The 22,731-nt window shown below is 63.2% G+C and carries 23 protein-coding genes, 2 tRNA genes and 2 pseudogenes; 9 read left to right on the top strand and 18 right to left on the bottom strand.

The window, feature by feature from the left end; translation table 11 throughout:
- Nucleotides 1-496: 496 nt before the first annotated feature.
- From ACIQ67_RS09480 to ACIQ67_RS09450, 7 genes and pseudogenes are all read right to left on the bottom strand, one after another.
- Nucleotides 497-835: pseudogene (locus tag ACIQ67_RS09480) on the bottom strand (transposase); the annotation flags it as partial.
- Nucleotides 814-1,968 carry a Fic family protein gene (locus tag ACIQ67_RS09475; RefSeq protein ID WP_397534118.1) on the bottom strand — a complete coding sequence of 385 codons (1,155 nt, stop codon included), beginning with the start codon at nt 1,966-1,968 and terminating at the stop codon, nt 814-816. The gene ACIQ67_RS09475 and the pseudogene ACIQ67_RS09480, both read right to left, overlap by 22 nt.
- 341 nt (nt 1,969-2,309) lie before the next feature.
- Nucleotides 2,310-3,677, bottom strand: a complete 1,368-nt coding sequence (locus tag ACIQ67_RS09470; protein WP_397534117.1) for a type II toxin-antitoxin system HipA family toxin — start codon at nt 3,675-3,677, stop codon at nt 2,310-2,312.
- A gap of 3 nt (nt 3,678-3,680) precedes the next feature.
- Nucleotides 3,681-3,968 (bottom strand): helix-turn-helix domain-containing protein, encoded by a 288-nt coding sequence (locus ACIQ67_RS09465; protein ID WP_397534137.1) that lies wholly within the window; start codon nt 3,966-3,968, stop codon nt 3,681-3,683.
- A 360-nt stretch (nt 3,969-4,328) separates the two neighbouring features.
- Entirely contained in the window at nt 4,329-4,499 is a 171-nt protein-coding gene (locus tag ACIQ67_RS09460; RefSeq protein WP_397534116.1) for a hypothetical protein, read from the bottom strand.
- Between the two features lie 168 nt (nt 4,500-4,667).
- Nucleotides 4,668-4,744, bottom strand: a tRNA-Pro gene (locus ACIQ67_RS09455).
- Nucleotides 4,745-4,804: 60 nt separating this feature from the next.
- Complete coding sequence (locus ACIQ67_RS09450; protein ID WP_397534115.1) at nt 4,805-5,734, bottom strand: polyprenyl synthetase family protein; 930 nt, start codon at nt 5,732-5,734, stop codon at nt 4,805-4,807.
- Between the two features lie 319 nt (nt 5,735-6,053).
- On the opposite strand from ACIQ67_RS09450, the gene rplU reads away from it, so the two are divergent.
- From rplU to proB, 4 genes are all read left to right on the top strand, one after another.
- A complete protein-coding gene (gene rplU / locus ACIQ67_RS09445; RefSeq protein WP_195797624.1) occupies nt 6,054-6,365 on the top strand; it encodes a 50S ribosomal protein L21 in 312 nt (103 codons plus the stop codon).
- 35 nt (nt 6,366-6,400) lie between these two features.
- A complete protein-coding gene (rpmA, locus tag ACIQ67_RS09440; protein ID WP_397534114.1) occupies nt 6,401-6,658 on the top strand; it encodes a 50S ribosomal protein L27 in 258 nt (85 codons plus the stop codon).
- A gap of 170 nt (nt 6,659-6,828) precedes the next feature.
- Nucleotides 6,829-7,908: an Obg family GTPase CgtA gene (gene cgtA / locus ACIQ67_RS09435; RefSeq protein WP_397534113.1), complete on the top strand. Its 1,080-nt coding sequence runs from the start codon at nt 6,829-6,831 to the stop codon at nt 7,906-7,908.
- Complete coding sequence (gene proB / locus ACIQ67_RS09430; protein ID WP_397534112.1) at nt 7,905-9,026, top strand: glutamate 5-kinase; 1,122 nt, start codon at nt 7,905-7,907, stop codon at nt 9,024-9,026. The genes cgtA and proB overlap by 4 nt, the downstream gene beginning before the upstream one ends.
- A gap of 40 nt (nt 9,027-9,066) precedes the next feature.
- Here the strand turns inward: proB and ACIQ67_RS09425 are convergent, their stop codons facing one another.
- On the bottom strand, nt 9,067-9,675 hold the full coding sequence (locus ACIQ67_RS09425; RefSeq protein ID WP_397534111.1) for an RNA pyrophosphohydrolase: 609 nt from the start codon (nt 9,673-9,675) through the stop codon (nt 9,067-9,069).
- Between the two features lie 132 nt (nt 9,676-9,807).
- Between ACIQ67_RS09425 and ACIQ67_RS09420 the strand changes: the two genes are divergently transcribed.
- Together ACIQ67_RS09420 and ACIQ67_RS09415 are read left to right on the top strand one after the other, a co-directional pair.
- Nucleotides 9,808-11,553 (top strand): proline--tRNA ligase, encoded by a 1,746-nt coding sequence (locus ACIQ67_RS09420; RefSeq protein ID WP_397534110.1) that lies wholly within the window; start codon nt 9,808-9,810, stop codon nt 11,551-11,553.
- Nucleotides 11,550-12,164, top strand: coding sequence for a lytic transglycosylase domain-containing protein (locus ACIQ67_RS09415; RefSeq protein WP_397534109.1), 615 nt, complete (start codon nt 11,550-11,552; stop codon nt 12,162-12,164). Before ACIQ67_RS09420 ends, ACIQ67_RS09415 begins: the two co-directional genes overlap by 4 nt.
- A 25-nt stretch (nt 12,165-12,189) precedes the next feature.
- Here ACIQ67_RS09415 and ACIQ67_RS09410 read toward each other — a convergent pair whose 3' ends face one another.
- From ACIQ67_RS09410 to hemA, 6 genes are all read right to left on the bottom strand, one after another.
- Nucleotides 12,190-12,771, bottom strand: coding sequence for a UbiX family flavin prenyltransferase (locus ACIQ67_RS09410; protein ID WP_397534108.1), 582 nt, complete (start codon nt 12,769-12,771; stop codon nt 12,190-12,192).
- 7 nt (nt 12,772-12,778) lie between these two features.
- Nucleotides 12,779-13,090, bottom strand: coding sequence for a Grx4 family monothiol glutaredoxin (grxD, locus tag ACIQ67_RS09405; RefSeq protein WP_397534107.1), 312 nt, complete (start codon nt 13,088-13,090; stop codon nt 12,779-12,781).
- A gap of 95 nt (nt 13,091-13,185) precedes the next feature.
- Nucleotides 13,186-13,812, bottom strand: a complete 627-nt coding sequence (locus ACIQ67_RS09400) for a hypothetical protein (protein WP_397534106.1) — start codon at nt 13,810-13,812, stop codon at nt 13,186-13,188.
- 123 nt (nt 13,813-13,935) lie between these two features.
- Nucleotides 13,936-14,778 (bottom strand): peptide chain release factor N(5)-glutamine methyltransferase, encoded by an 843-nt coding sequence (gene prmC, locus ACIQ67_RS09395; protein ID WP_397534105.1) that lies wholly within the window; start codon nt 14,776-14,778, stop codon nt 13,936-13,938.
- Nucleotides 14,775-15,860, bottom strand: coding sequence for a peptide chain release factor 1 (gene prfA, locus ACIQ67_RS09390; RefSeq protein ID WP_397534104.1), 1,086 nt, complete (start codon nt 15,858-15,860; stop codon nt 14,775-14,777). Before prfA ends, prmC begins: the two co-directional genes overlap by 4 nt.
- A gap of 72 nt (nt 15,861-15,932) precedes the next feature.
- Nucleotides 15,933-17,234 carry a glutamyl-tRNA reductase gene (gene hemA / locus ACIQ67_RS09385; protein ID WP_397534103.1) on the bottom strand — a complete coding sequence of 434 codons (1,302 nt, stop codon included), beginning with the start codon at nt 17,232-17,234 and terminating at the stop codon, nt 15,933-15,935.
- A 93-nt stretch (nt 17,235-17,327) separates the two neighbouring features.
- Between hemA and ACIQ67_RS09380 the strand changes: the two genes are divergently transcribed.
- Complete coding sequence (locus tag ACIQ67_RS09380; protein ID WP_397534102.1) at nt 17,328-17,600, top strand: hypothetical protein; 273 nt, start codon at nt 17,328-17,330, stop codon at nt 17,598-17,600.
- Here ACIQ67_RS09380 and miaB read toward each other — a convergent pair.
- From miaB to ACIQ67_RS09365, 3 genes are all read right to left on the bottom strand, one after another.
- Nucleotides 17,590-18,927, bottom strand: a complete 1,338-nt coding sequence (gene miaB / locus ACIQ67_RS09375) for a tRNA (N6-isopentenyl adenosine(37)-C2)-methylthiotransferase MiaB (RefSeq protein WP_397534101.1) — start codon at nt 18,925-18,927, stop codon at nt 17,590-17,592. The genes ACIQ67_RS09380 and miaB overlap by 11 nt on opposite strands.
- 91 nt (nt 18,928-19,018) lie before the next feature.
- Entirely contained in the window at nt 19,019-19,417 is a 399-nt protein-coding gene (locus ACIQ67_RS09370) for a hypothetical protein (RefSeq protein ID WP_397534100.1), read from the bottom strand.
- 74 nt (nt 19,418-19,491) lie between these two features.
- Nucleotides 19,492-19,568 (bottom strand) — tRNA-Met (locus tag ACIQ67_RS09365).
- A gap of 98 nt (nt 19,569-19,666) precedes the next feature.
- On the opposite strand from ACIQ67_RS09365, the gene ftsY reads away from it, so the two are divergent.
- Entirely contained in the window at nt 19,667-20,725 is a 1,059-nt protein-coding gene (gene ftsY, locus ACIQ67_RS09360) for a signal recognition particle-docking protein FtsY (RefSeq protein ID WP_397534099.1), read from the top strand.
- Between the two features lie 79 nt (nt 20,726-20,804).
- On the opposite strand, the gene ffh is transcribed toward ftsY, so the two are convergent.
- Nucleotides 20,805-22,196 carry a signal recognition particle protein gene (gene ffh, locus ACIQ67_RS09355; protein WP_397534098.1) on the bottom strand — a complete coding sequence of 464 codons (1,392 nt, stop codon included), beginning with the start codon at nt 22,194-22,196 and terminating at the stop codon, nt 20,805-20,807.
- 50 nt (nt 22,197-22,246) lie between these two features.
- Here ffh and ACIQ67_RS09350 point away from each other — a divergent pair.
- A pseudogene (locus ACIQ67_RS09350) lies at nt 22,247-22,731 on the top strand (cytochrome C assembly protein); the annotation flags it as partial.

Genomic DNA, 22,731 nt, shown 5'->3' with positions numbered 1-22,731 from the left:
TGTACTCATTCATCATCTGGATCAGTTCCGCTGCCGGGCGGCCTGCCAAAGTTTTCATCTCGCCAACTGCAACGCCGTTCGTGCCATGGCAATTGGCGCAAGTCGCGGCCAGATTGCGGGCCAGGTGGATGTTTTGGGCCTGACTCCAAGGCGCAGCCAAGGCGAGGCTCAAGGGGATGAGCAGTTGCAGTTTGGTCATGGTGTCTCCGTTTTGTGGATCGGTCGTTGCTGAGGCAGTGGCAGCATGGCTGACGCCACTCTTTCCGGTTTCAACTGTAGCCCTGTTCCGACATGGGCGGCCGATCCCTTTGAGGCTGAGCGGGCAAGCCTGTGCGCCTTCACCGTGTGGCTCCATCGGCCCGATTCGGATCTTTGCTGGCAAGCAGCAAAATGGCTTGGAATTTGCCCTTTGCGCCTGGGCAAGGACCGAGAGGGAGGGCGACGCTCGTCGACGCGGGCGGCCAGCACACAGCGCTCGTGGCCATTTGAGCGGTTCAAAGTCAGAGCCCTTTGCAAGGATCGCCCACACCGTGCGTGCCATCTTGTTGGCCAGCGCCACGACCGCAACGTTGTGGTGTCGTCGTTCGAGAAGTCGAGTGATCCAGCCCGACCTTTCTGCTCTTGCAATCACGGCTCTGGCGCCAGCGATCAGCAACGTGCGCAGATAGGTGTCCTCACGCTTGGAGAAGCCAAGCTGCTGGGTCTTGCCACCGGTGCCAACCTGGCGCGGCGTCAGTCCGACCCACGACGCAAATTGGCGGCCCGACTTGAATGCCGTGAAGTCCCCGACCGCGGCCACCAAAGCTGAAGCCGTCAGATCACCCACGCCCTGAATGCGCCGACCCAACCCGGGAGCTTCACGTAGTAGCGTGTGGAGCGTCCGCCGCCGACCTGTTCAAGCAGCCCCAGGGCTTCCATCTCGATGAGCTCGCGCGACGCAGTCGCACGCGAGGTCGCGGCGATTTTTTTGTATTTCTCAGTGCTCATCCCACCCTCGAATTCCCCTGGCCCAGCGTTGAGGAGCAGGTTCAGGACTTTGCGCTGGCGTTCGTTCAAGGGCTTTGTGCTGTGCTCGAGCCAGAACCGAGCCTTGACCAACGTGTCATCAACCACCCGAGAGGCGGCCTCGCAGGCCGCTTGCATCTGCTCGACGAACCAGCAGACCCACTCGGTGACGTCGACGCTTCCATGTTGCGCCTTCTCGAGTTGGGCGTAGTAGTCGTTGCGCCGTTCGAACAAGCGCTGCGACGTTCGAAAGAGCCGGCTGACTTCGCCGCTGTCGCGGGCCAGAAGCAGGTCCACAAGGACCCGGCCGACGCGGCCGTTACCGTCTTTGAAGGGGTGGACGGTTTCGAACCTGAGATGCGCGAGTGCCGCCCTGACCAGGGTGTCGAACTCAGCTTCGGCATTGAACCAATCGAGTAGCCGGTCCATCTCAGTCGGGACACGCACGGAAGGCGGTGCCTCATAGTGGACTTGCTCGCGACCGACCCGTCCGCTGACGATTTGCATCGGCTCTTCGTGTGCGCGGTAGCTGCCGACCATGATTTTGGTCATGCCGGAGTAGCCCGTGGGGAACAACGCGGCTTGCCAAGCGTGTAGGCGCTCATGCGTCAGCGGCTCAGCGCAGCGAGTCACCGCGTCGTCCATGATGTCGAGAAGACCTTCGACATTGCGCGGCGCGTTAGGCCCGGTTTGGTCGCCAACGCCGAGCCGACGGGCGACCGAACTGCGCACGGCAGCGAGGTCCAGCCGTTCGCCCTCTATGGCCGCCGTGGCCATTGCTTCCTGGCTCCAGGCCTCAGCTGCCAGTTCCTGCTGCTGGTCGAACCCCAGCACGGCCAGTTTGCCTTCCACCACCCCTTGAGCGCGGCGTGCCTTAGCTACGACCTCGCCGACTTGGACGGCGTCGTAGCGCAGGTTTGGCCACTCGGGCTGCTCCCAGACGTAGCGAAGGTCATCGGCCATGGTCGTGGGTGGTGAGTCGAATGTTGGCATTTTCAACTCAAATACTGAGTCGAAAACGCAGTCTATTCGACTCAGGATGCCTTTGTTGGCTTATTTGCCGCAAATTTTGAGGTGATTTCACGGGGAATTCGACTCGATCAGGGCAGACGGCCTGGCGAGCGCGGCGCGTTCTGGGGGAAGGTTAAAAAGAATACCTACGCATGACATCGTCATTTCTTGTTTGGCCTGTCAGCGAGGGGAACCTTGGTTCCCCTTACCCAGAGACGAGATTCCGCAATCGAGATCGCGGTGAGTACGAAGCGGAAGGGCGTGTTCTCGAGGGTGCTGAGCGCGTGAAGGCCTTATCCGATTGCCTTAAGCGCCCCACCGAGGCGCTGCGCGGCCTCATGCAGCCCGCTGAAGATGCTGTCTGCGACTGGCATTGGAAAGCCGTCAGGTAGCAGGGCGCGCACTGCGCTGATGACGGCGGGCGTACGAGTCACAACGTCGTCGATCAGAAACTCGACCTTGCGACCATCCTCCGTGACCACACCGTGCCTCGCCCCTAGCGCGACCCAGTGACGGCGCAGGATGTCGCGCATCTTCCAGTGCGCATTCTTGGAGCGCACGGCCATGGCCATCTTGACCTTGTGCGGGGACATCTTCGCCGGCCCTTCGCCGAGCACTGGGTAGGCTGACAGGACGTCGTACAGCGGGGTGAGTTGATAGCGCCCCCCGGGGCGCAGGAACAGGCTGAAGTTCTTGGCATGGCCGTCGGTGGCGCAGAGCATCCAGAACAGCAGCTGTGCGGTGAAGAAGTGGCGCCGATCCTGCTCACGTGTCATGGACCCGTCAAGCAGATCGAGGATGCGATCCATGCCAGGTCCGCCATCGGTTTCGTACTTGGCTTCTGGCGATACCCCTGTGGCCTGGCACATGTCCTCCTGCGGGAGTCGGATGAGGCGGCTATCGCCGACTGGTGACGTCCACCGCGCGCGGTCGAAGCGCTCGACTACGAGCACCTTGACGTCCTCGAACTGCATCGGCTGGCAGGCCGCGACGGGCAGGCCGAACTCCTTGAGGATCAAGGCGCAGAGCCATTCATTTTCGACTGAGTCGCGCATATCGAGCTTCATGCCGCCAATCAGGCCGAGTGGGAGCTTGAAGATGTGTGTGGTCGGCGTACTGCAGCGCGGCAAACACCATTGCCCGTCGCGAAGAAGCAGGGCTGTCTTTTCCTGAGCGCCGGCGATGGAGATGCGGAACTCGTCGTCCTCGTCCCCCCGGCCCAGGGTACTGGGGCTCGTTGTTCCGCGCAGCAACTGGGCGACCTGGGCTTCACTCAGCGGTTCTGCCTGCAAGGGGGCTGTGCCTGCAGAGACCTGGCCCTCGGGTAGTACTTCGAGCGCGCCCACGCAGTCCCGGCCAATCTCGGCGAGTAACTCGAAGGCGCCGGTCGAGCCCGTCCTGAAGCGGCGCGCCAGGCGCTCGCGGATGTCCTTGCTGTCGGGTAGCAGGTTCTCGAAGTAAGCGCGAACCTTTTCGCCGTGATGGGGCGCGTTTCCGGGCGTGAATGGCAAGGACAGGGACAAGGGCCGACCCTGTTCCGATTGGGTCCATGCTAGGTCGTACTGGAGCCTGTCCGGGGCATTCGGCGCAAGTGTCCAACTGCCTACAAGGGCACCGTTCATCCATAGGCAGAGCGTCCGAGAGTGCGAGCGACGTCCCATGGGTCACCAACTGGGCTGGTCGGAGCCGGGCGGCGCCTGCCCTGAGTCCTTTGCAGGCGCTGGATTGGCAGCCGGTTTGGCGAGAACCAATTCAACGCCAAGGATGTTCAGGAGCTTCAGCAGTCTGGCGGCGCCAACCGTATCCGCGTTGCGCTCCAGTGCCGAGTACGTCTGCTGTGCCACCCCAAGGCGCAGGGCAACCTCGCTTTGGGTCAGGCCAGCATCCTTGCGGAAGGCCTGCAGCAGGGTAGGCAACTGGTCAGCGGTGCGGACTGTGAAATGTGAGTTCATACAGTCTATGGGCTGTAAGTGCGGTTTACAGCATTTGATATGTATTACCAGAATACCCATTAAAAGCTGTAAAGGCAATAAACAGCTTATGGACTGTAATTTGGTGGCGAAAAAAGTGCGCCAAGCCGCCGGTCATGGGCCGTCCCGCGCCCTGTACCGTGATGCTCAGCAACACCGAAGCGCGGACTCGTCACGGCTTCCTCAGTGCCAAGTTGCGAACTGGTCAAGCCAAATCGACGGTCGAGCATGTCGATGCTTCGGCCGAAGCAAAGACGCCTGAAGCGAGCTCGGCCAGTGTTGCTCTGAATGGCGTGCGTGGGCGTCGGAAGGGCAGTGCAATGACAGACCGACTGCGGGCCATCAACGCATCTTGAAGCGTGGTTGCTCAGCCTTCGGGCGGAAGCCTTTGCTGCGCAGCTCGCCGACATAGGCCTCGACCTTGTCGAGGGCGTTGCACGAAAAGGAGCGGGTGACGTCGGGACGGTTCTTGACCGTGACGGTGATGCGAGAACGGTTCTGGATGGTTGCCATGGAGGTCTCCAAGTTGTGGAGACTCCTGTAGCCAGCGGGCTTTGTATTTCTGGGCTCTACGGTGCTGATGAACTCAGTTCCGTGCCGCAGATTTGCCGCAGAACTTATACGCGACGACCTTTTTGGGAGGTCTGCACTTCGCTAAGTGCTTGTCACGTAAGGAATTTCTGGTCGGGGTGAGAGGATTCGAACCTCCGGCCTCTACGTCCCGAACGTAGCGCTCTACCAGGCTAAGCTACACCCCGATTGCGAGTTGTCATTTGACGGGGTCAAAAGATCGCAGTCGTCCGTCGGTTGAAAGATGCTCAGAAAGAGCGCTCCACCGACTGAGCACAAAATTCTAGCAGAGCTTCGCGCCAAATTGAAGAGGGCAGCAGATTTAGTGCATCGCGGGCATGGTTGGCCTCGGTGCGGGCGGCCTCTCGAGTGGCTTCCAATGCACCGGTCCTGCGCACGATTTGCACGATGTCGTTGAGGCGCTCGACCTCGCCATGCTCAATGGCATGGCGGATCAGTTCCCGCTCGGTCTGGGAGCCGCGCTCCATGGCAATTAGCAGCGGCAGGGTCGGCTTGCCTTCTCGCAGATCGTCGCCCACATTCTTGCCAAGTGCTGCCGGGTCGCCCTCGTAGTCGAGCACGTCGTCAATCAGTTGGAATGCAGTGCCAAGGGCGCGACCATAGCTGGCGCATGCCTCTTCGATGGCGTTTTCGCTGCGGGCGAGCACGGCCCCCAGCCGGGCGCTGGCTTCGAACAGCTTGGCTGTCTTGAAGCGGATGACACGCAAGTAGCTTTCCACCGAAATGTCGGGGTCATGCATGTTCATCAACTGCAGAACTTCACCCTCCGCGATCACATTTGTCGCGTCCGCCAGAACTTCGAGCACGCGCATCTGATTGACCGAAACCATCATCTGGAAAGCGCGCGAGTAGAGGAAGTCGCCAACCAAGACGCTGGCCGCATTGCCAAAGAGCGCGTTGGCCGTTTTCTTGCCGCGCCGCATCGACGATTCATCGACGACATCGTCATGCAGCAGTGTTGCCGTGTGAATGAACTCTACGACGGCTGCAAGTTCGAAACGATCGGCGCTTGTGTGCTGCAGCGCGTTGGCGAAGAGCAGGACCAGCTTGGGGCGCATGCGCTTGCCGCCCGCATGAACGATGTACCCGGCAATCTGGTTGATCAGCGCGACATCTGAACTGAGGCGCCGGGCGATGACGGCATCGACCTCACGCATTTCTTCTGCGAGTCTCGCGAGGACCTCGGCGACTGGGGCGGGGGACGAGGCAGAAGCAGCGTGCACACTCAGCTCACATGATGGCGAAGCGGCAATTATAGGAAGACCGCTTGCGGCGGCGTCAGTGCCGGGTTTCGCGGAAGCAACGAGCCGTGTGACTGGGGCATCTTGCCCCTTGATGGTGGCGCCTGGTTTCTTTTGGGTGCTCGTGTTATAGTCGCGGGCTCTGCGCATTTCGGCGTGGGGCGAGTGCCTTGGGTTCGCGGCTTCAGTTTCGGCTGGCTGTGGGACCTGAGGTCGTTTTTTTGAAAGGGCTGATATGTACGCGGTCATAAAAACCGGCGGCAAGCAATACAAAGTTGCTGCTGGCGAAAAGATCAAGGTAGAACAGATTGCTGCGGATGTTGGCCAAGAGATTGTGATCGACCAGGTTCTGGCTGTCGGAAACGGCGCTGAACTCAAGGTTGGCACTCCCTTGGTTGCTGGCGCAAGCGTCAAAGCCACTGTTGTGGCACAGGGCAAGCACGACAAGGTGCGCATCTTCAAGCTGCGTCGTCGCAAGCACTACAAGAAGAGCCAGGGCCATCGTCAGACTTACACCGAGCTGGAAATCAGCGCGGTGAACGGCTGATACCTGCTTTCGCCAACAGTTCAAGGAGTTAATCCATGGCACAGAAAAAAGGCGGCGGTTCCACACGGAACGGCCGCGACTCCAAACCGAAGATGCTGGGTGTGAAGGCCTTTGGCGGCCAGACCATCTCCGCCGGTTCCATCATCGTGCGTCAGCGCGGCACCCGCTTCCACGCTGGTACCAACGTTGGCATGGGCAAGGATCACACCTTGTTCGCGCTGGTCGACGGCACGGTGTCCTTCGCCATCAAGGGCGAAAACAACCGCCAGACGGTTTTCGTCACGCCGGTTTGATCGTCATTGCATGACGCATTGATCGCTGGCGGAGGGCAGCAGCCGACCGCTTGGCGAGACAAGAAGCCCCGGCCCGCCGGGGCTTTTGCTTTTTCTCGGCTGCAAAGGTCCGGATGCCTCCGACCTTGTGAATTACCATCGCCCACCGAGGCGCACCCGCAGAGCAGCTTATGAAGTTCGTTGATGAAGCCACTATCGATATCGTCGCCGGCAATGGTGGTGCCGGCTGTGCGAGCTTCAGACGCGAGAAGTTCATTCCCTTCGGTGGTCCGGATGGTGGTGACGGCGGGCGAGGCGGAAGCGTCTTTGCTGTCGGTGATCTGAATCTGAACACGCTGATCGACTATCGCTATGCGCGCCGGCATGAGGCACGCAATGGAGAGGCGGGCCGGGGCTCGGATCAATACGGCGCCGCTGCGGACGACATCGTGTTGCGCATGCCCGTCGGCACCATCGTGCGTGATCTTGAGACCGACACCGTGATCGCTGAACTGCTGGAGCCGGGCGAGAAGGTCTTGCTCGCCAAGGGCGGTGATGGCGGTTTCGGCAACTTGCATTTCAAGACCAGCACCAACCGAGCGCCGCGGCAGAAGACGCCGGGCTGGCCCGGCGAGGCCAAGAAGCTGAAGTTGGAATTGCGCGTGCTGGCCGATGTCGGCCTGCTCGGGCAGCCGAACGCGGGCAAGTCGACCTTGATCTCGGCGGTGTCTAATGCGCGCCCAAAGATCGCCGACTACCCGTTCACGACGCTGTATCCGAATCTTGGCGTGGTGCGCGTTGCGCCGGAGAAGAGCTTCGTGATTGCCGATATTCCCGGCTTGATCGAAGGTGCTGCAGAAGGCGCCGGCCTGGGCCACCAGTTTCTTCGCCACCTGCAGCGCACGCGACTGCTACTGCACGTGGTGGACCTGGCGCCGTTTGACCCCGAGGTTGACCCTGTCGCCGAGGCCAAAGCCATCGTCAAGGAGTTGAAGAAGTACGACCAGAGCTTGCATGACAAGCCGCGCTGGCTGGTGCTGAACAAGCTGGATATGGTTCCAGCCGAAGAGCGTGCGGCGCGTGTCAAGGACTTCATCAAGCGCTACAAGTGGAAGGGCCCGGTGTTCGAGATCTCGGCTCTGACCCGCGAGGGTTGCCAGCCATTGATCCAGGCCATTTACGAACATGTGGCAGCCGAGCAGCGCCAGCATGTGGAGCCTGACGTTCGCTTCGATCCGGTTCGGGAGGACCAGGAGCAGGGGCGGGCATGAGTGCTCAAGTCTTGAAGGACGCGCGGCGCATCGTCGTCAAGGTCGGTTCCAGCCTGGTCACCAATGAAGGCCGTGGCGTGGACGCCGAAGCCATAGGCAACTGGTGTCGCCAACTGGCTGCGCTGGCGGCGGACGGTCGCCAGGTCGTGATGGTGTCCAGCGGCGCGATCGCGGAAGGCATGAAGCGCCTCGGCTGGGCGGTCCGTCCGAAAGAGCTGCATGAGTTGCAGGCCGCTGCGGCAGTCGGCCAGATGGGCCTGGCCCAGATGTACGAAACCAAGCTGCGCGAGCATGGCATGGGCAGTGCGCAGGTGTTGCTCACTCATGCCGACCTGGCTGACCGGGAGCGCTATCTCAATGCGCGCTCCACCTTGCTGACCTTGTTGCAGCATGGTGTGCTGCCTGTGATTAACGAGAACGACACGGTGGTCAACGACGAGATCAAATTTGGCGATAACGACACGCTGGGTGCGCTCGTGGCCAACTTGGTCGAGGCGGACGCCTTGGTGATCTTGACCGATCAGCGCGGCCTGTACTCGGCTGATCCGCGGCGCGATCCAGGTGCTCGCTTCATTGACTTTGCCACCGCCGGCGCGCCCGAACTCGAGGCGATGGCTGGAGGTGCCGGCTCGTCGCTGGGGCGTGGTGGCATGCTCACCAAGATCCTGGCTGCCAAGCGCGCGGCGAGTTCCGGGGCGTCCACCATCATTGCCTGGGGGCGCGAGCCTGATGTGCTGCTGCGCCTGGCCTCAGGCGAGGCCATTGGTACGGCGCTGCTTGCCAGCACCGCCAAGTTGGCGGCACGCAAGCAGTGGATGGCCGATCATTTGCAGATGCGAGGTGCGGTGGTGGTGGATGCCGGTGCTGCGGCCAAGCTTCTCGACGAGGGCAAGAGCTTGCTGCCGATCGGTGTGCACGAGGTGCAGGGCGAGTTCCACCGTGGCGACGTCATTGCTGTACGTGCGGCAGACGGCCGCGAACTGGCACGTGGCTTGACCAATTACTCCAGCGCTGAAGCCCGCCTGATCGCGCGCAAAGCGTCAGTGGATTTCGAGCGCGTGCTCGGCTACGCCGCCGAGCCAGAGCTGATTCACCGGGACAACCTCGTCCTCACCTGACCGGCGGCAAGGGGGCGAGCAAGGTCCCGATGCTTGAAGATCAGCCCGCACCCTGGCCTTGATCGTCGGTCGCCGCAGGGGCCTGTTCTTGCTCAACCACCTCGTGGCTGTGCGTGCGGATGCTGTCGCGGTGCGGCGGACGCATGCCCGCGCGCAGATAGCGGTTGTGTTGGTTCAACCGTGGCATGTAGCGCGCCAGTTCTGTCAGCGCCATTTGGTAGACGCCGCGCTTGAACTCGATCACCGATTCCAGCGGTACCCAATACTCGTTCCAGCGCCAGGCGTCGAACTCGGGATGATCGGTCGCGCGCAGATTCATGTCGCAATCCCGCCCCATCAACTGGAGCAGGAACCAGATCTGCTTTTGCCCGCGGTAATGCCCACGAGCATCGCGACGGATGAAATGGTCGGGAACCTCGTAGCGCAGCCAGTCACGGGTTCTGGCAATGATGCGCACGTGTTCGGCGTGCAGCCCCACCTCTTCGTGGAGCTCACGAAACATCGCCTGCTCGGGCGTCTCGCCATGCTTGATGCCCCCTTGCGGGAACTGCCAGGAATGGGTTCGGATGCGTTTGCCCCAGAACACCTCGTTCCTGTGGTTGAGCAGGATGATGCCGACGTTGGGCCGGAAGCCTTCACGGTCGAGCATAATCAACCTCGAATCTTTAGTTGGATTGATTATTGCATTGGGGCGCCCGTCGGGCGGCACCCTCGCTAACCCTCAGCACTTCAGCCAAGCCCGCGATCTTGTGGCGTTTGGCGTACCTATGCTCTGTCCCGCATGAAAGCCACCCAGTTTTTTATCTCGACGCTGAAAGAAGCCCCCGCCGACGCTGAAGTGGTCAGCCACAAGCTGATGATGCGTGCCGGCATGATCAAGCGCCTGGGCGCCGGCATCTACAACTACATGCCCATGGGCCTGCGCGTGATCCGCAAGGTGGAAGGCATCATCCGTGAAGAGATGAACCGCGCTGGCGCCGTCGAACTGTTGATGCCCGTCGTGCAGCCTGCCGAGCTCTGGCAAGAAACCGGGCGCTTCGACAAGATGGGCCCGGAGTTGCTGCGCGTGAAGGATCGGCATGACCGCGACTTCATCATCCAGCCGACCTCCGAGGAGGTGGTGACGGACATCGCCCGTCAGGAGCTGCGTTCCTACAAGCAGCTGCCGAAGAATTTTTATCACATCCAGACCAAGTTCCGCGACGAGCGCCGGCCGCGTTTTGGTGTGATGCGAGGCCGCGAGTTCACGATGAAGGATGCCTATTCCTTCGATCGTGATATCGACGCCGCCAAGCGCAGCTACCAGGCCATGTTCGATGCCTATCAGCGCATCTTCGACCGTTTCGGTCTTGAGTACCGCGCCGTGGCCGCTGATACCGGCGCGATTGGCGGCGAGGCTTCGCACGAGTTCCAGGTGATCGCCGAGACCGGCGAGGATGCCATCGTCTACTGCCCCACCAGCGACTACGCTGCCAATATCGAGTTGGCCGAAGCACTGCCGCTGCAGGCCAGTCGCGCGGTTGCGGCGCAGGCTCTGGCCAAGACGCCCACGCCCGGCAAGAGCACCTGCGCTGACGTGGCGCAGTTGCTGGGTTTGCCGCTAACGCAGACCGTAAAGTCCCTGGTGCTGGCCAGCGACGAGCTCAACGAGAACGGCGAGATCGTCAAGTCCACCGTTTGGCTGCTGCTCGTGCGCGGTGATCATGACCTCAACGAGGTCAAGGCCGGCAAGATTGAAGGCCTGAAGGGCGGCTTCCGCTTCGCCACTGTGGCCGAGATCGAGGATCACTTTGGCTGCAAGCCGGGTTACCTGGGCCCGCTCGGCTTGAAGAAGCCGGTCAAGGTCGTCGCCGATCGCACCGTGGCGAACATGGCGGACTTCGTCTGCGGCGCCAACGAGGCAGACTTCCACTACACCGGCGCCAACTGGGGCCGTGATCTGCCCGAGCCCGATCTGGTGGCCGACATCCGCAACGTCGTGGCCGGCGATCCCTCGCCGGATGGCAAGGGTGTTCTCGACATCCAGCGCGGCATCGAGGTGGGCCATGTCTTCTTGCTGGGGACCAAGTACTCCAAGGACATGAACGCCAGCTACCTGGACGAAACCGGCAAGCCGCAGCTGATGGTGATGGGTTGCTACGGTATCGGCGTGACCCGCATCCTGGGCGCGGCGATCGAGCAGAACCACGATGAGCGCGGCATCATCTGGCCGGCCTCGATCGCGCCGTTCACATTGGTGATCTGCCCGATCGGCATGGACCGCAGCGAAGAGGTCAAGGCGGCGGCGCTCAAGCTGCACGACGAGTTGAGCGCCCTGGGCGTTGACGTGCTGCTGGATGACCGCGGCGAGCGCCCCGGAGCGATGTTCGCCGATTGGGAACTGGTGGGCGTGCCGCACCGGGTGGTGTTGTCCGACCGCGGGCTCAAGGAAGGCCAGGTCGAGTACCAGGGCCGGCGTGATGCCGAAGCCACCAAGCTGGCACTGACGGATATCGTGGCCCACTTGAAGGCCAAGCTCGGGCTTTGAACGGATTGCGTCGACGCGCGCTGCTGCTGGGCGGGCTTGCTTGCTCAGCGCTGCCGGTTCGGGCTGGTACGCAGGTCGAGGAGCCGCTGGCAGATGCCGTGCGCTCGGCCTTGTCCGCTTCGGTTGCGAACACCGCGCCGCCCAAGCCTCGCTTCGAAACCACGGACGAACGCCTGGCCTACCTGCGCTGGCTCGGCGCGATGAGCGAGCGCCTGAAGTCTCGCAAAAGTGAGGCGATGACGCGCATCGAGTTTCTCGAGACGCTCTGGTACGAGAGCAAGCGGGCCGGCCTTGAGCCCAGCCTGGTGCTAGGCCTGGTGCAGGTGGAAAGCGGCTTCAGGAAGTACGCGATCAGCAGCGCTGGTGCACGGGGCTATATGCAGGTGATGCCCTTCTGGGCGCGCGTGATCGGGGATGGCCAGGCTTCGCGTCTGTTCCATATGCAGACCAACCTGCGCTTCGGCTGCGTGATCCTGCGCCACTACCTGGACCGGGAGCGTGGCGACATGTTCCTGGCGCTGGGGCGCTACAACGGCAGCCGCGGCCGGCCTGAGTATCCCAATGCGGTTTTCGCCAACCGCAGGAAATGGTTGATGCCCGGCGAAAGCTGAGGCGTCAAAGAGGTCTGCAGCGTGCTCAGCTCTGGGTGCGCAATCCGGCCCAGGCCTTGGGCTCCGCGCCTTTCACGCCCGCCAGTTCCAGCGCCCGCTCGGCGCTCTCGTTGACGATCTCATCGATGCTCTTGGGGTGGTGATAGAAGGCGGGCAGAGGCGGAAACACGATAGCCCCCATCTCGGTGGCGGCCGTCATATTGCGCAGGTGTGCGAGGTTGAAGGGTGTCTCCCGCACCATCAGCACCAAGCGGCGGCGTTCCTTCAGCGTGACGTCGGCTGCTCGTGTCAGCAGGTTGTCGCCAAAGCCGTGGGCAACCGCCGCCAGACTTTTCATCGAGCAGGGCGCCACGATCATGGCGGCGGTCGAGAAGCTGCCGCTGGCCACGCAGGCGCCGACATCGGCGGGTGAGTAGGCGAAGCTGGCCTCGCGCTCCAGCGCGTGCCGATCCAGGCCGAGTTCGTGGTGGGCGTTGAGCACGCCGGCCGGCGTGACGATCAGATGGGTTTCCAGCCCCAGCTCGCGTGCGCGGCGCAGCAGCCGCAGGCTGTAGGCCGCGCCGGTGGCGCCCGTGACCCCGATGACCAGCCGAACAGGCTGCGTCATGTCCGGCTTACTGGCTCAGCAGCTGCTGCAGTTCACCGGACTCGTACATCTCCATCATGATGTCCGAACCACCGACGAACTCCCCCTTGATGTAGAGCTGGGGGATGGTGGGCCAGTTGGCGTAGTCCTTGATGCCTTGGCGCACGGCTTCGTCCTCCAGGACGTTGAAGGTCTTCAATTCGGTCGCGCCGCAGGCTTTGAGAATCTGGATCGCGCGGCCCGAGAAGCCACACATCGGGAACTGCGCAGTGCCCTTCATGAACAGCACGACGCGGCTGCCCTTGACCAAGTCGTCGATGCGCTGCTGGACTTCATTCATATCAAATCGCCTGAGGTAGTGGATGCTGCGCCGGCCTGTTGGCGGCTTGTCGGCGCATTATCCGTGACAGAGCGATGCTGAAGGGAGCGTGGGGTTTAGTAGTTGTAGCTCAAACCGAAGTGCAACACCGGCCGCAGACGCAGATCCATCAGCGTTTCTTCCAGGCTGGGTTGTGCACCCCCACTCCGACCCAGGCGCATCACGCCGAGGTCGGCACTGAAGCCCCAACCGCCCCGCAAGGATTGACCGGTGTAGCCGATGCCGATGTAGGGGGCGCTCAGATTGGACTCGTGCTCCTGCATCGGGCTCGCCAGGCTGAGCTGACGTTGCCCAACTGAGAAAGCCTGCTGACGGGCTAGGGAACTGCTGCCCAAGGCCAGAGCGCCGCTGCTCTGCAGTAGCGACGGTGCGCCGAACATCAGCCCGCCGGTCGCACGCAAGCCACCGCGGGTTTTTGCGCCCAGCCAGGAGCCGGTCAGGTAGTAATCGCCCAGCACATTGGCGCCGACCAGTCGGGATCCGGAAGTCTTGTCGAGGCTGCTCAGTTGGACCCGAGCTTGCCAGCGCAGATCGTCCCCGGCATCAGCGCCAAGTTTCAGGCCCTGTGCCTGCGCGGGTTGAACTGCCAGCGCCAGCATCAGCAGTCCGGCGCCTTCGAGCATCGCTCGTAGCTGACTCCGCGGACGGGGTGCTTCGGTCGAAAAACGGACGGCCTTGGCCATGGCAAGCTCCTCGGAAACAGCGACGGGGCAACTGCACAAAGGCAGTGAGGAGCGATTGATGCTACGCCTGCCGATCGCTTTCTGCGCAAGCGTGTGTAAGAGAAACGACGGCCAGTTGCGGCTTTATGCGCGACCACGCCAGAGGCCGCCGCTCACGCGAGGCTGCCCACCCAGATCGCGGCGGCACTCGACGGCGCCGAAGCCTGCCGCGTGCAGCGCCTGAGCGACTGCATCGGCTTGGTCGAAACCATGCTCCAGCAGCAGCCAGCCGCCAGGTCGCAGGTGGGCTGGCGCCCCCTCAACCAGGGTTTGCAGCGCTGACAAACCGTCACCACCTGGCGTCAGCGCTTGCAGGGGTTCGTGGCGCAGGGCGGCCAGATGCGGGTCGCCGGCCGCGATGTAGGGTGGATTGCTGACGATCAGGTCGAAGCGGCGGCCCTTCAGCGGGGCCCACCAATCGCCCTGGTGAAAGCGGATATCCAGCCCCAGCCGCTGCGCGTTGGACTTTGCGGTCAGCAGCGCCTGCGCACTCAGGTCCAGCGCGTCGACGTTGGCCGTCGGGTGTCGGTGCTTGATCGCCAGCGCGATCGCGCCGCTGCCGGTGCCCAGATCAACCACGTCGGGCTGGGCCAGCGCCGCCGTCTTCAGCAACTCCAGTGCCCAGTCGACCAGCGTCTCGGTGTCAGGTCGCGGCACTAATGTGTGCGCGTTGACCTCGAGCATCAGGCCGTGGAATTCCTTCTCGCCCAGCAGGTAGGCCAGCGGCTCATTCTGTGCACTCCGGGCGACCCAATCCTGGAACCGCGAGGCTTGCTCAAGCGTCAAGGGGGCTTCGTCGTGAATCATCAACCAGCTGCGCGGCTGGTTCAGCAGCGCGCCCAGGAGCAGTAGTGCATCCAGCCGATCTACTGCGGCCTGCCGGGCATGCAGCATTGCCTCTCCAACGGTGCTGGGCGCTGCGCTCATCCGCGACCCTCTTCCAGGTTCTCCAGTTCCTGGGCCGCCTGCGCGGCCTGCAGCCCCTGGATCACGTCGCCCAGCTCACCGTCCATGATGGCGCCGAGCTTGTAGAGCGTCAGGTTGATGCGGTGATCGGTCAGGCGGCCTTGCGGGAAGTTGTAGGTGCGGATGCGATCGCTACGGTCACCGCTGCCGATCAGGCTCTTGCGGTGGGCGGCTTCCTTGGCAGCACGCTCATTCTTGTCCTTGTCGCGCAGGCGCGCGGCCAGCACAGCCATGGCCTTGGCCTTGTTGCGGTGCTGGCTGCGGTCATCCTGGCATTCGGCCACCAGGCCGGTCGGCAGGTGGGTGATACGGATGGCCGAATCGGTCTTGTTGACGTGCTGGCCGCCGGCTCCGCTCGCGCGGAAGGTGTCGATGCGCAGTTCGGCCGGATTCAGCTGGATCTCCTCGGCCTCGTCAGGTTCGGGCATCACTGCCACGGTGCAGGCACTGGTGTGGATGCGGCCTTGCGACTCGGTCGCCGGCACGCGCTGCACGCGGTGGCCGCCGGATTCGAACTTGAGCCGGCCATAGACCTTGTCGCCGTCCATGCGCAACACCAGCTCCTTGTAGCCGCCCAGATCCGATTCGTTGGCCGAGAGGACTTCGGTCTTCCAGCCCTGGCTCTCTGCGAAGCGCATGTACATGCGTGCCAGATCGCCGGCAAACAGCGCCGACTCGTCGCCACCGGTGCCGGCACGGATTTCAAGGAAGGCCGGGCGCTCGTCGTCCGGGTCCTTGGGGATCAGCGCCAGCTGCAACTCTTCGTGCAGACGGGCCAGATCGCCTTCGGCTGCCGCGATCTCCTCGCGCGCCATCTCGGCCATCTCCGGGTCAGTGAGCAGCTCCCGCGCGGCCGACAGATCGGCTTCGCGCTGTTGATAGCGCCGATAGCACTCGACCAGGCCCGAGACCTCGGACTGTTCCTTGGTGAGCGCCCGATAACGCTTCATGTCGGCGGCAATGGAGCCGTCGGCCAAGGTGGTGTCCAGCTCGGCCAGGCGATGACCCAGGCGTTCGAATTGCTGGCGCAGCGAGTCTTTCATGAGGGCGGTCCGGTGGGCTGAATAGGCGGCGAGCGAGTGACGCTGCCGCGCGGCAGGGCTTCAGCGCTGGCGCTAATGCTCAGCCGGATCGCGCGGGCTGTTGCGAAGGAACAGGCGCGACACGGTCTGGGTCAGCTGCACGCGCTGATCACCGTCCGCCGCGTGCAACTCCGCCAGGGTGCCATGCAGCATCTTCTGCGTCAGCCCCTTGGCCAGCGCCTCCATCACGGTGTCGACATCCTCGCCACGCGCCAGCAGCTTGCGGGCCCGTGCGATCTCATGGGCGCGCCAGTCTTCGGCCTGGCCATGCAGGGCCTGGATCAGCGGGACGGTATGACGCTGGCCGAGCCAGTGCACGAAACTCTGCACGCCGGCTTCGACAATGGCTTCGGCCTGCTGCACCGCAGCCTGGCGCTTTTCGCCGGCGCTTTGCACGAGGCTGGAGAGGTCGTCCACCGTGTAGAGGTAGACGTCGTCGAGCTGGGCGACTTCTGGCTCGATGTCGCGCGGCACGGCGAGATCCACCATGAACATGGGTCGATGGCGTCGCGCCTTGAGCGCACGCTCCACGGCGCCCAGCCCGATCAAGGGCAGGCTGGATGCGGTGCAGGACACGACAGCATCGAATTCATGCAGGCGCTGCGGCAGGTCGGCCAGACGGATCGCCTCCGCGCCGAGGTGTCCAGCCAGCTTCTCTCCGCGCTCCAGCGTACGGTTGGCCACCGCCATGTGCTGGGGCGTCTTGGCGGCAAAGTGGGTGGCCACCAGTTCGATCATCTCGCCGGCGCCGACAAACAGCACCTTGATCTGCGCCAGGTCTTCGAACAGCTGCGCGGCCAGCCGCACCGACGCTGCTGCCATGCTGATGGAATGGGCCCCGATTTCAGTCGAGCTGCGGACTTCCTTGGCTACCGAAAAGCTGCGCTGGAACAGCTGATGCAAGGTGGTACCCAGGGTGCCCGCCTCGCCGGCCTGCTGGACAGCCTGCTTCAGCTGCCCCAGGATCTGCGGCTCGCCCAGCACCATCGAATCCAGCCCGCTGGCGACCCTGAACGCGTGACGCGCGGCCGCACTGCCTTCCAGCACGTAGGCATGATCCAGAAGCGCGTTGCTCCCCACGCCACCGACTTGGGCCAGCCAGTCCACGGCTGGTTGGACCAGCGCAGGCGCACCCGCCACATAGAGCTCGGTGCGATTGCAGGTGGAGAGAATGGCGGCTTCGGGGAGGTTGGGGCTCCTGCCCGGCTGCAGGGTCTGGAGTTGCTGACGAAACCCGAGCAAAGTGGGCGCCAGTTGCTCCATGGAAAAGGCGAAACGCCCCCGCAGGTCCAGCGGCGCGGAGTTGTGGTTCAGACCGAGGGCGAAGACCGACATGGGCGGATTATAAAATTTGCCAGCGCTTATAAAGGCCATGTGTGTGCGCCAGCCCGACGCGACATCACATTTCTTTCCGTTTGCAATCGATCGATGAGCCCACTCGACGCCCTATGGCATTTCACCAACCTGCTGGCCCCCGCCTGGATCGTGGCGGCGCTGATGGCCATGGGGCTCAAGCTGCTGTGGCGCCGCGAACTCAAGAGCCTGTCCTGGCAGCGCCTGGCACTGTGGGGCGGCATGGGAGGCAGCATCGGCATCCTGGCGGCGCTGTGGCTGCTGGGGCGTGATGGCAAGGTGATGGGGTACGGGCTGATGGTGCTGGCCATCAGCCTGCCGCAATGGTTCTTGAGCCTCAGGCGCTGAGTGTCTCGCCGACAGGGACCTCGGCACGCAGCGAGTGCGCGAATGCCTGGGTGATCGTCACGTCGATCAGCTGGTTCATCAGGCGCGGATGGCCCTTGAAATTGACGATTCGATTGCACTCGGTGCGGCCCATCAGTTCACTCGGATCCTTGCGGGCATTGCCAGTGACCAGGATCTTCTGCGTGGTGCCGACCATGGTCTCGCTGATCTTCACTGCGTTGGCCTCGATCATGGCCTGCAACTCCTGCAGCCGTTTGACCTTGGCCTCGTAGGGAGTCGTGTCCTCCAGGCTGGCTGCAGGCGTGCCGGGGCGCGGGCTGAAGATGAAGCTGAACGAGGCATCGAAGCCGACGTCTTCAACGAGCTTCATCAGCTTGGCATGATCGTCTTCGGTTTCGCCGGGAAAGCCGACGATGAAGTCGCTGGCGATCCGGATGTCAGGCCGGATCGCACGCAGCTTGCGGATGATGCTCTTGAACTCCAGCGCGGTGTAGCCGCGCTTCATGGCCATCAGGATGCGGTCGCTGCCATGTTGCACCGGCAGGTGCAGGTGGTTCACCAGCTGCGGAATCCGGCCATAGGCTTCGATCAGCCGCGGGCTGAACTCGTTGGGATGGCTGGTGGTGAAGCGCAGCCGCTGGATGCCGGGAATCTCGGCGGCGTACTCCAGCAGCAAAGCCAGATCGGCGTGCTCGCTGGTATCGCCCATCTTGCCGCGGTAGGCGTTGACGTTCTGGCCCAGCAGATTGATCTCCATGACGCCCTGGTCGGCCAGACCGGCGATTTCGGTCAGCACGTCGTCGAAGGGGCGCGACATTTCTTCGCCGCGCGTGTACGGCACCACGCAATAGGAACAGTACTTGGAGCAGCCTTCCATGATCGAGACAAACGCGCTGGCGCCCTCGACCTTGGCCGGCGGCAGATTGTCGAATTTCTCAATCTCGGGGAAGCTGATATCCACCTGCGGGCGGCGCTGTTCGCGGCGCGCGTCAAGCATCGCCGGCAGCCGGTGCAGGGTCTGCGGACCGAAGACCACGTCCACATAAGGCGCGCGCTCAATGATGGCAGCGCCTTCCTGGCTGGCCACGCAGCCGCCGACGCCGATCATCACGCCCTTTTCCTTGAGATGCTTGACGCGTCCCAGGTCAGAGAACACCTTCTCCTGCGCCTTCTCGCGCACCGAGCAGGTGTTGAACAGGATCAGGTCTGCGTCGTCGACGTTGTCGGTTTTCTCGAAGCCTTGGGCAGCGCCCAGCACATCGGCCATCTTGTCCGAGTCGTACTCGTTCATCTGGCAGCCGAAGGTCTTGATGAAAACTTTCTTCATGAGGCATGTCGCCACCCCTGTCGGGGAGCGTCCTTTGCAATGCGCGCTGTTTGCGCGGATGAAGGGTAGAGGCCGACTGGTCTCAGGCGGCTCAGCGCTTGGACCAGGTCTGGGTGCCGGGCTCGAAGACCAGCGTTGCTGCTTCCTGTGCCGACCGAGGCCAGACCTTGTTGGCCAGTTCAGCGGCATTCAGCACCCAGATGTCCTGCAGCAGGCCTGATGTCGGCTCGACGGTGTAATGCACGATCAGCTTCTGTCCGGCCACGCTGGCGGGTTGCAGCAGCATGTGTGACTCGCTGCGCATGCGAGAGCCGGGGGCCAGCCGGGCGGGCTGGCCGTTCAGCCTGACCTCGGGCACCTGCTGCACGATCAACTCGCCGCGCAAGGCGTAGGCCGGAAACGGGCGGTGGGTCTGCGCTTGTGCCGGGCTGAGGCAGGCAATGCTGGTCGCGAACGCGAGCAGGACGGAGGCGGGTGCACAGCGATACATGGTATGTGTCCAGTGGCTGCGTTGATGATCAATGAAAAACGGCCCGAGGTTTGCTCGGGCCGTCTATCTTGTTTTGGTGGCGCTTCAGGGATTCGAACCCCGGACCTGCGGATTATGATTCCGTCGCTCTAACCGGCTGAGCTAAAGCGCCTCAAGCCCACTATTCTAGCGGCTATTTCGGAGAGAATGCAAGCACCCTTCGCGACGCCTCGGAAATTTCGGGCTCGCTGCTTTGAAAGACGCCCCCTGATGTTCAGCTTCTTCAAGAAAAAGTTCGGCGGCGCCACCGCCGTTCCTCCGGCCGTGACGACGGAGCCGGCGACCTTGCCTGCCGTCGCTCCTGAGGCAAAGCAGCCGGACAGTGTGCCCACTGGGGCATTGGTGGAGGCGGGTCCGCCTGCCTCTGCGCCACGCACCAGCTGGCTGGACAAGCTACGTCAGGGCCTGCGCAAGACGGGCTCCAGCATTGCGCAGGTTTTCACCGGCACCCAGATCGACGACGCGCTCTACGAGGAGCTTGAAGCTGCGTTGCTGATGGCAGATGCGGGCGTTAAGGCCACGCAGTTCCTGTTGGATGACTTGAAGCGTCGCGTCAAGGATGCCAAGGCGACTGAACCGTCAGTTGTGCGCGGCTTGTTGGCTGACGCGCTGACCGAGTTGCTACAGCCGTTGGAGAAGGCGCTGGTCGTCGGAGAGCACAGCCCGACGGTGATGATGGTGGTCGGCGTCAATGGCGCTGGCAAGACCACCAGCATCGGCAAGCTGACCCGCCATCTGGCCGATGCCGATGCCAAGGTGCTGCTGGCGGCGGCCGATACCTTCCGCGCTGCGGCGCGCGAGCAGTTGGGCGTCTGGGCGGATCGCAACCGGGTAGAGATCGTCAGCCAGGAGGGCGGCGACCCGTCGGCCGTGACCTTTGATGCAGTGGTGGCCGGCCGCGCGCGCGCCTGCGATGTGGTGATTGCCGATACTGCAGGGCGCCTGCCCACTCAGCTGCACTTGATGGAAGAGCTCAAGAAGATTCGGCGTGTGATTGCCAAGGCTCAGGAAGGTGCGCCGCATGAGGTGCTGCTGGTGGTCGACGGCAATACCGGCCAGAACGCGTTGACCCAGGTGAAGGCGTTTGACGACGCCCTTGGCCTGACCGGGCTGGTGGTCACCAAGCTGGATGGCACTGCCAAAGGCGGCGTGCTGGCCGCGATCGCGCGCGAACGCGCCATTCCGGTCTACTTCATCGGCGTCGGCGAGAAGCTGGAAGACCTGCAGACCTTCAATGCACGCGAGTTTGCCCAAGCGCTGCTGGAGTAGGGACGCACAGCGGCGAAGTGCCAAGAACGACCAAGCGGGCCGAGGCCCGCTTTTTGTTTGATGATCCCTTGGCTCCGGCTCACTTCATGCCCGGAGGCATCATGCCTCCGAGGCCCTTCATGCCGCCCATCTTCTTCATCATCTTCATCAGGCCGCCGCCCTTCATCTTCTTCATCATGCCTTGCATCTGGTCGAACTGATTGAGCAGGCGGTTGACGTCCTGGATCTGCACGCCGGCACCGGCTGCGATGCGGCGCTTGCGGCTGGCCTTGCTCTTGCCGTCCATCAGCAGCGCGGGGCTGCGGCGTTCCTTGGCCGTCATGGCGTTGAGGATGCCTTCCATGCGGCGCATGTCGCGCTCGGCCTTGTCCATGTCCGCCGCGCCCGCCTTGGCGGTCATCTGTGTGGGCAGCTTGTCCATCAGGCTGGAGAGACCGCCCATCTTCTTCATCTGCGAGATCTGGGCCAGGAAGTCGTTCAGATCGAAGCCGTCACCTGACTTCAGCTTGTCGGCCAGTTTCTGCGCCGCGGCGATGTCCACGCCCTTGGTGACCTCCTCAACGAGCGCCACGATGTCGCCCATGCCCAAGACACGGCCGGCATGCCGTTCTGCGTCGAACACCTCCAGGCCGTCGATCTTTTCCGACACGCCCGCGAACTTGATCGGTGCACCTGTGATCTGCCGCACCGACAGTGCGGCGCCGCCGCGCGAGTCGCCGTCCAGCTTGGTCAGCACGATGCCGGTCAGTGGCAGCGCTTCCTTGAACGCCTTGGCGGTGTTGACTGCATCCTGGCCCTGCATCGCATCGACGACGAACAGAGTCTCGACCGGGTTCAGCGTGGCATGCAGATCCTTGATCTCGGCCATCAGGGCTTCGTCGATAGCCAGGCGGCCGGCGGTGTCGACCAGCAGCACGTCGAAATAGTGCTTCTTCGCATAGTCGATGGCCGCCAGCGCGATGTCATGCGGCTTCTGATCGGGCGCGGACGGGAACCATTCGGCGCCGGCCTGTTTGGTTACCGTCTTGAGCTGCTCGATCGCAGCCGGCCGGTAGACGTCGGCCGATACCGTCAGCACCTTTTTCTTGCGCTTCTCGATCAAGTGCTTGGCCAGCTTGGCCGTGGTCGTGGTCTTGCCGGCGCCTTGCAGGCCAGCCATCAGGATCACGGCCGGCGGCTGCGCGGCCAGATTGATGTCAGCCACGCCGTCGCCCATGGTGGCGGCCAATTCCTTGTGCACCACCGACACCAGCACCTGGCCGGGGTTGAGCGACCCCACCACCTCCTGGCCCAGCGCCTTCTCCTTGACGCGGGCGATGAAGTCGCGCACCACCGGCAGCGCCACGTCGGCTTCGAGCAAAGCCATGCGCACCTCGCGCAGCATGTCCTGCACATTGCTCTCGGTGATGCGGGCCTGGCCCCTCATGGTCTTGACGAGGTGGCTCAGGCGGTCGGTCAGGGTGGATGCCATAGGGTGGCGCAGGTCGCGGCAAGCGGTGCGCTCAAAAGTACACTGTGGCCATGATTTTATCGTTCGCCCCTGCCGGCAGTGCCGGGATGCTTCTGGCGGGTTCCAGCCTGCTGGCTCTGCTGGCCTATGGCGGCGCTGCAATGTCTGCGGATTCGACGGCTTCGCGCTGGCGTGGCCTGCCGGCTTTGCTATTGCTCGGCTGGCTCGGGCACCTGTTGGCGCTAACGGTGGACATTGCCGGGCTGGGCCTGGATCTGGGCGGCGCACGTTTCGGGTTTGCGCCTGCGCTTTCGATGACGATGTGGCTGGTTGTGGCGGTTTATCTGATCGAGAGTCGGCTGGTTCCCCTGCCGGGGGCGCGCCGCGTGCTTGCCGCACTGGCCGCGCTGACCGTGCTGGTGGCCTGGTACTTCCCGGGTGAGGCGCGACCCCAAGCGGCGTCCCCGTGGGCGCCCTTGCACTGGGCCCTGGGCCTGGCGTCCTACGGACTGTTCGGTGTGGCGGTGTTGCATGCCGTCATGCTCAGCCGCGCCGA

Source organism: Roseateles sp. (assembly GCF_044373315.1).
Taxonomy (GTDB): domain Bacteria; phylum Pseudomonadota; class Gammaproteobacteria; order Burkholderiales; family Burkholderiaceae_C; genus JACDQM01.
Note: the sequence above shows the minus strand (reverse complement) of the source record. Positions and strands in the feature narration are given on the sequence as shown.

What these genes read in the sequence shown, in the direction of transcription:
- ACIQ67_RS09475 (WP_397534118.1), bottom strand. Translation starts at nt 1,968, where the DNA reads ATGGCCGATGACCTTCGCTACGTCTGGGAGCAGCCCGAGTGGCCAAAC.
- ACIQ67_RS09470 (WP_397534117.1), bottom strand. Translation starts at nt 3,677, where the DNA reads ATGGGACGTCGCTCGCACTCTCGGACGCTCTGCCTATGGATGAACGGT.
- ACIQ67_RS09465 (WP_397534137.1), bottom strand. Translation starts at nt 3,968, where the DNA reads ATGAACTCACATTTCACAGTCCGCACCGCTGACCAGTTGCCTACCCTG.
- ACIQ67_RS09460 (WP_397534116.1), bottom strand. Translation starts at nt 4,499, where the DNA reads ATGGCAACCATCCAGAACCGTTCTCGCATCACCGTCACGGTCAAGAAC.
- ACIQ67_RS09450 (WP_397534115.1), bottom strand. Translation starts at nt 5,734, where the DNA reads ATGCGTGAGGTCGATGCCGTCATCGCCCGGCGCCTCAGTTCAGATGTC.
- rplU (WP_195797624.1), top strand. Translation starts at nt 6,054, where the DNA reads ATGTACGCGGTCATAAAAACCGGCGGCAAGCAATACAAAGTTGCTGCT.
- rpmA (WP_397534114.1), top strand. Translation starts at nt 6,401, where the DNA reads ATGGCACAGAAAAAAGGCGGCGGTTCCACACGGAACGGCCGCGACTCC.
- cgtA (WP_397534113.1), top strand. Translation starts at nt 6,829, where the DNA reads ATGAAGTTCGTTGATGAAGCCACTATCGATATCGTCGCCGGCAATGGT.
- proB (WP_397534112.1), top strand. Translation starts at nt 7,905, where the DNA reads ATGAGTGCTCAAGTCTTGAAGGACGCGCGGCGCATCGTCGTCAAGGTC.
- ACIQ67_RS09425 (WP_397534111.1), bottom strand. Translation starts at nt 9,675, where the DNA reads ATGCTCGACCGTGAAGGCTTCCGGCCCAACGTCGGCATCATCCTGCTC.
- ACIQ67_RS09420 (WP_397534110.1), top strand. Translation starts at nt 9,808, where the DNA reads ATGAAAGCCACCCAGTTTTTTATCTCGACGCTGAAAGAAGCCCCCGCC.
- ACIQ67_RS09410 (WP_397534108.1), bottom strand. Translation starts at nt 12,771, where the DNA reads ATGACGCAGCCTGTTCGGCTGGTCATCGGGGTCACGGGCGCCACCGGC.
- grxD (WP_397534107.1), bottom strand. Translation starts at nt 13,090, where the DNA reads ATGAATGAAGTCCAGCAGCGCATCGACGACTTGGTCAAGGGCAGCCGC.
- ACIQ67_RS09400 (WP_397534106.1), bottom strand. Translation starts at nt 13,812, where the DNA reads ATGGCCAAGGCCGTCCGTTTTTCGACCGAAGCACCCCGTCCGCGGAGT.
- prmC (WP_397534105.1), bottom strand. Translation starts at nt 14,778, where the DNA reads ATGAGCGCAGCGCCCAGCACCGTTGGAGAGGCAATGCTGCATGCCCGG.
- prfA (WP_397534104.1), bottom strand. Translation starts at nt 15,860, where the DNA reads ATGAAAGACTCGCTGCGCCAGCAATTCGAACGCCTGGGTCATCGCCTG.
- hemA (WP_397534103.1), bottom strand. Translation starts at nt 17,234, where the DNA reads ATGTCGGTCTTCGCCCTCGGTCTGAACCACAACTCCGCGCCGCTGGAC.
- ACIQ67_RS09380 (WP_397534102.1), top strand. Translation starts at nt 17,328, where the DNA reads ATGAGCCCACTCGACGCCCTATGGCATTTCACCAACCTGCTGGCCCCC.
- miaB (WP_397534101.1), bottom strand. Translation starts at nt 18,927, where the DNA reads ATGAAGAAAGTTTTCATCAAGACCTTCGGCTGCCAGATGAACGAGTAC.
- ACIQ67_RS09370 (WP_397534100.1), bottom strand. Translation starts at nt 19,417, where the DNA reads ATGTATCGCTGTGCACCCGCCTCCGTCCTGCTCGCGTTCGCGACCAGC.
- ftsY (WP_397534099.1), top strand. Translation starts at nt 19,667, where the DNA reads ATGTTCAGCTTCTTCAAGAAAAAGTTCGGCGGCGCCACCGCCGTTCCT.
- ffh (WP_397534098.1), bottom strand. Translation starts at nt 22,196, where the DNA reads ATGGCATCCACCCTGACCGACCGCCTGAGCCACCTCGTCAAGACCATG.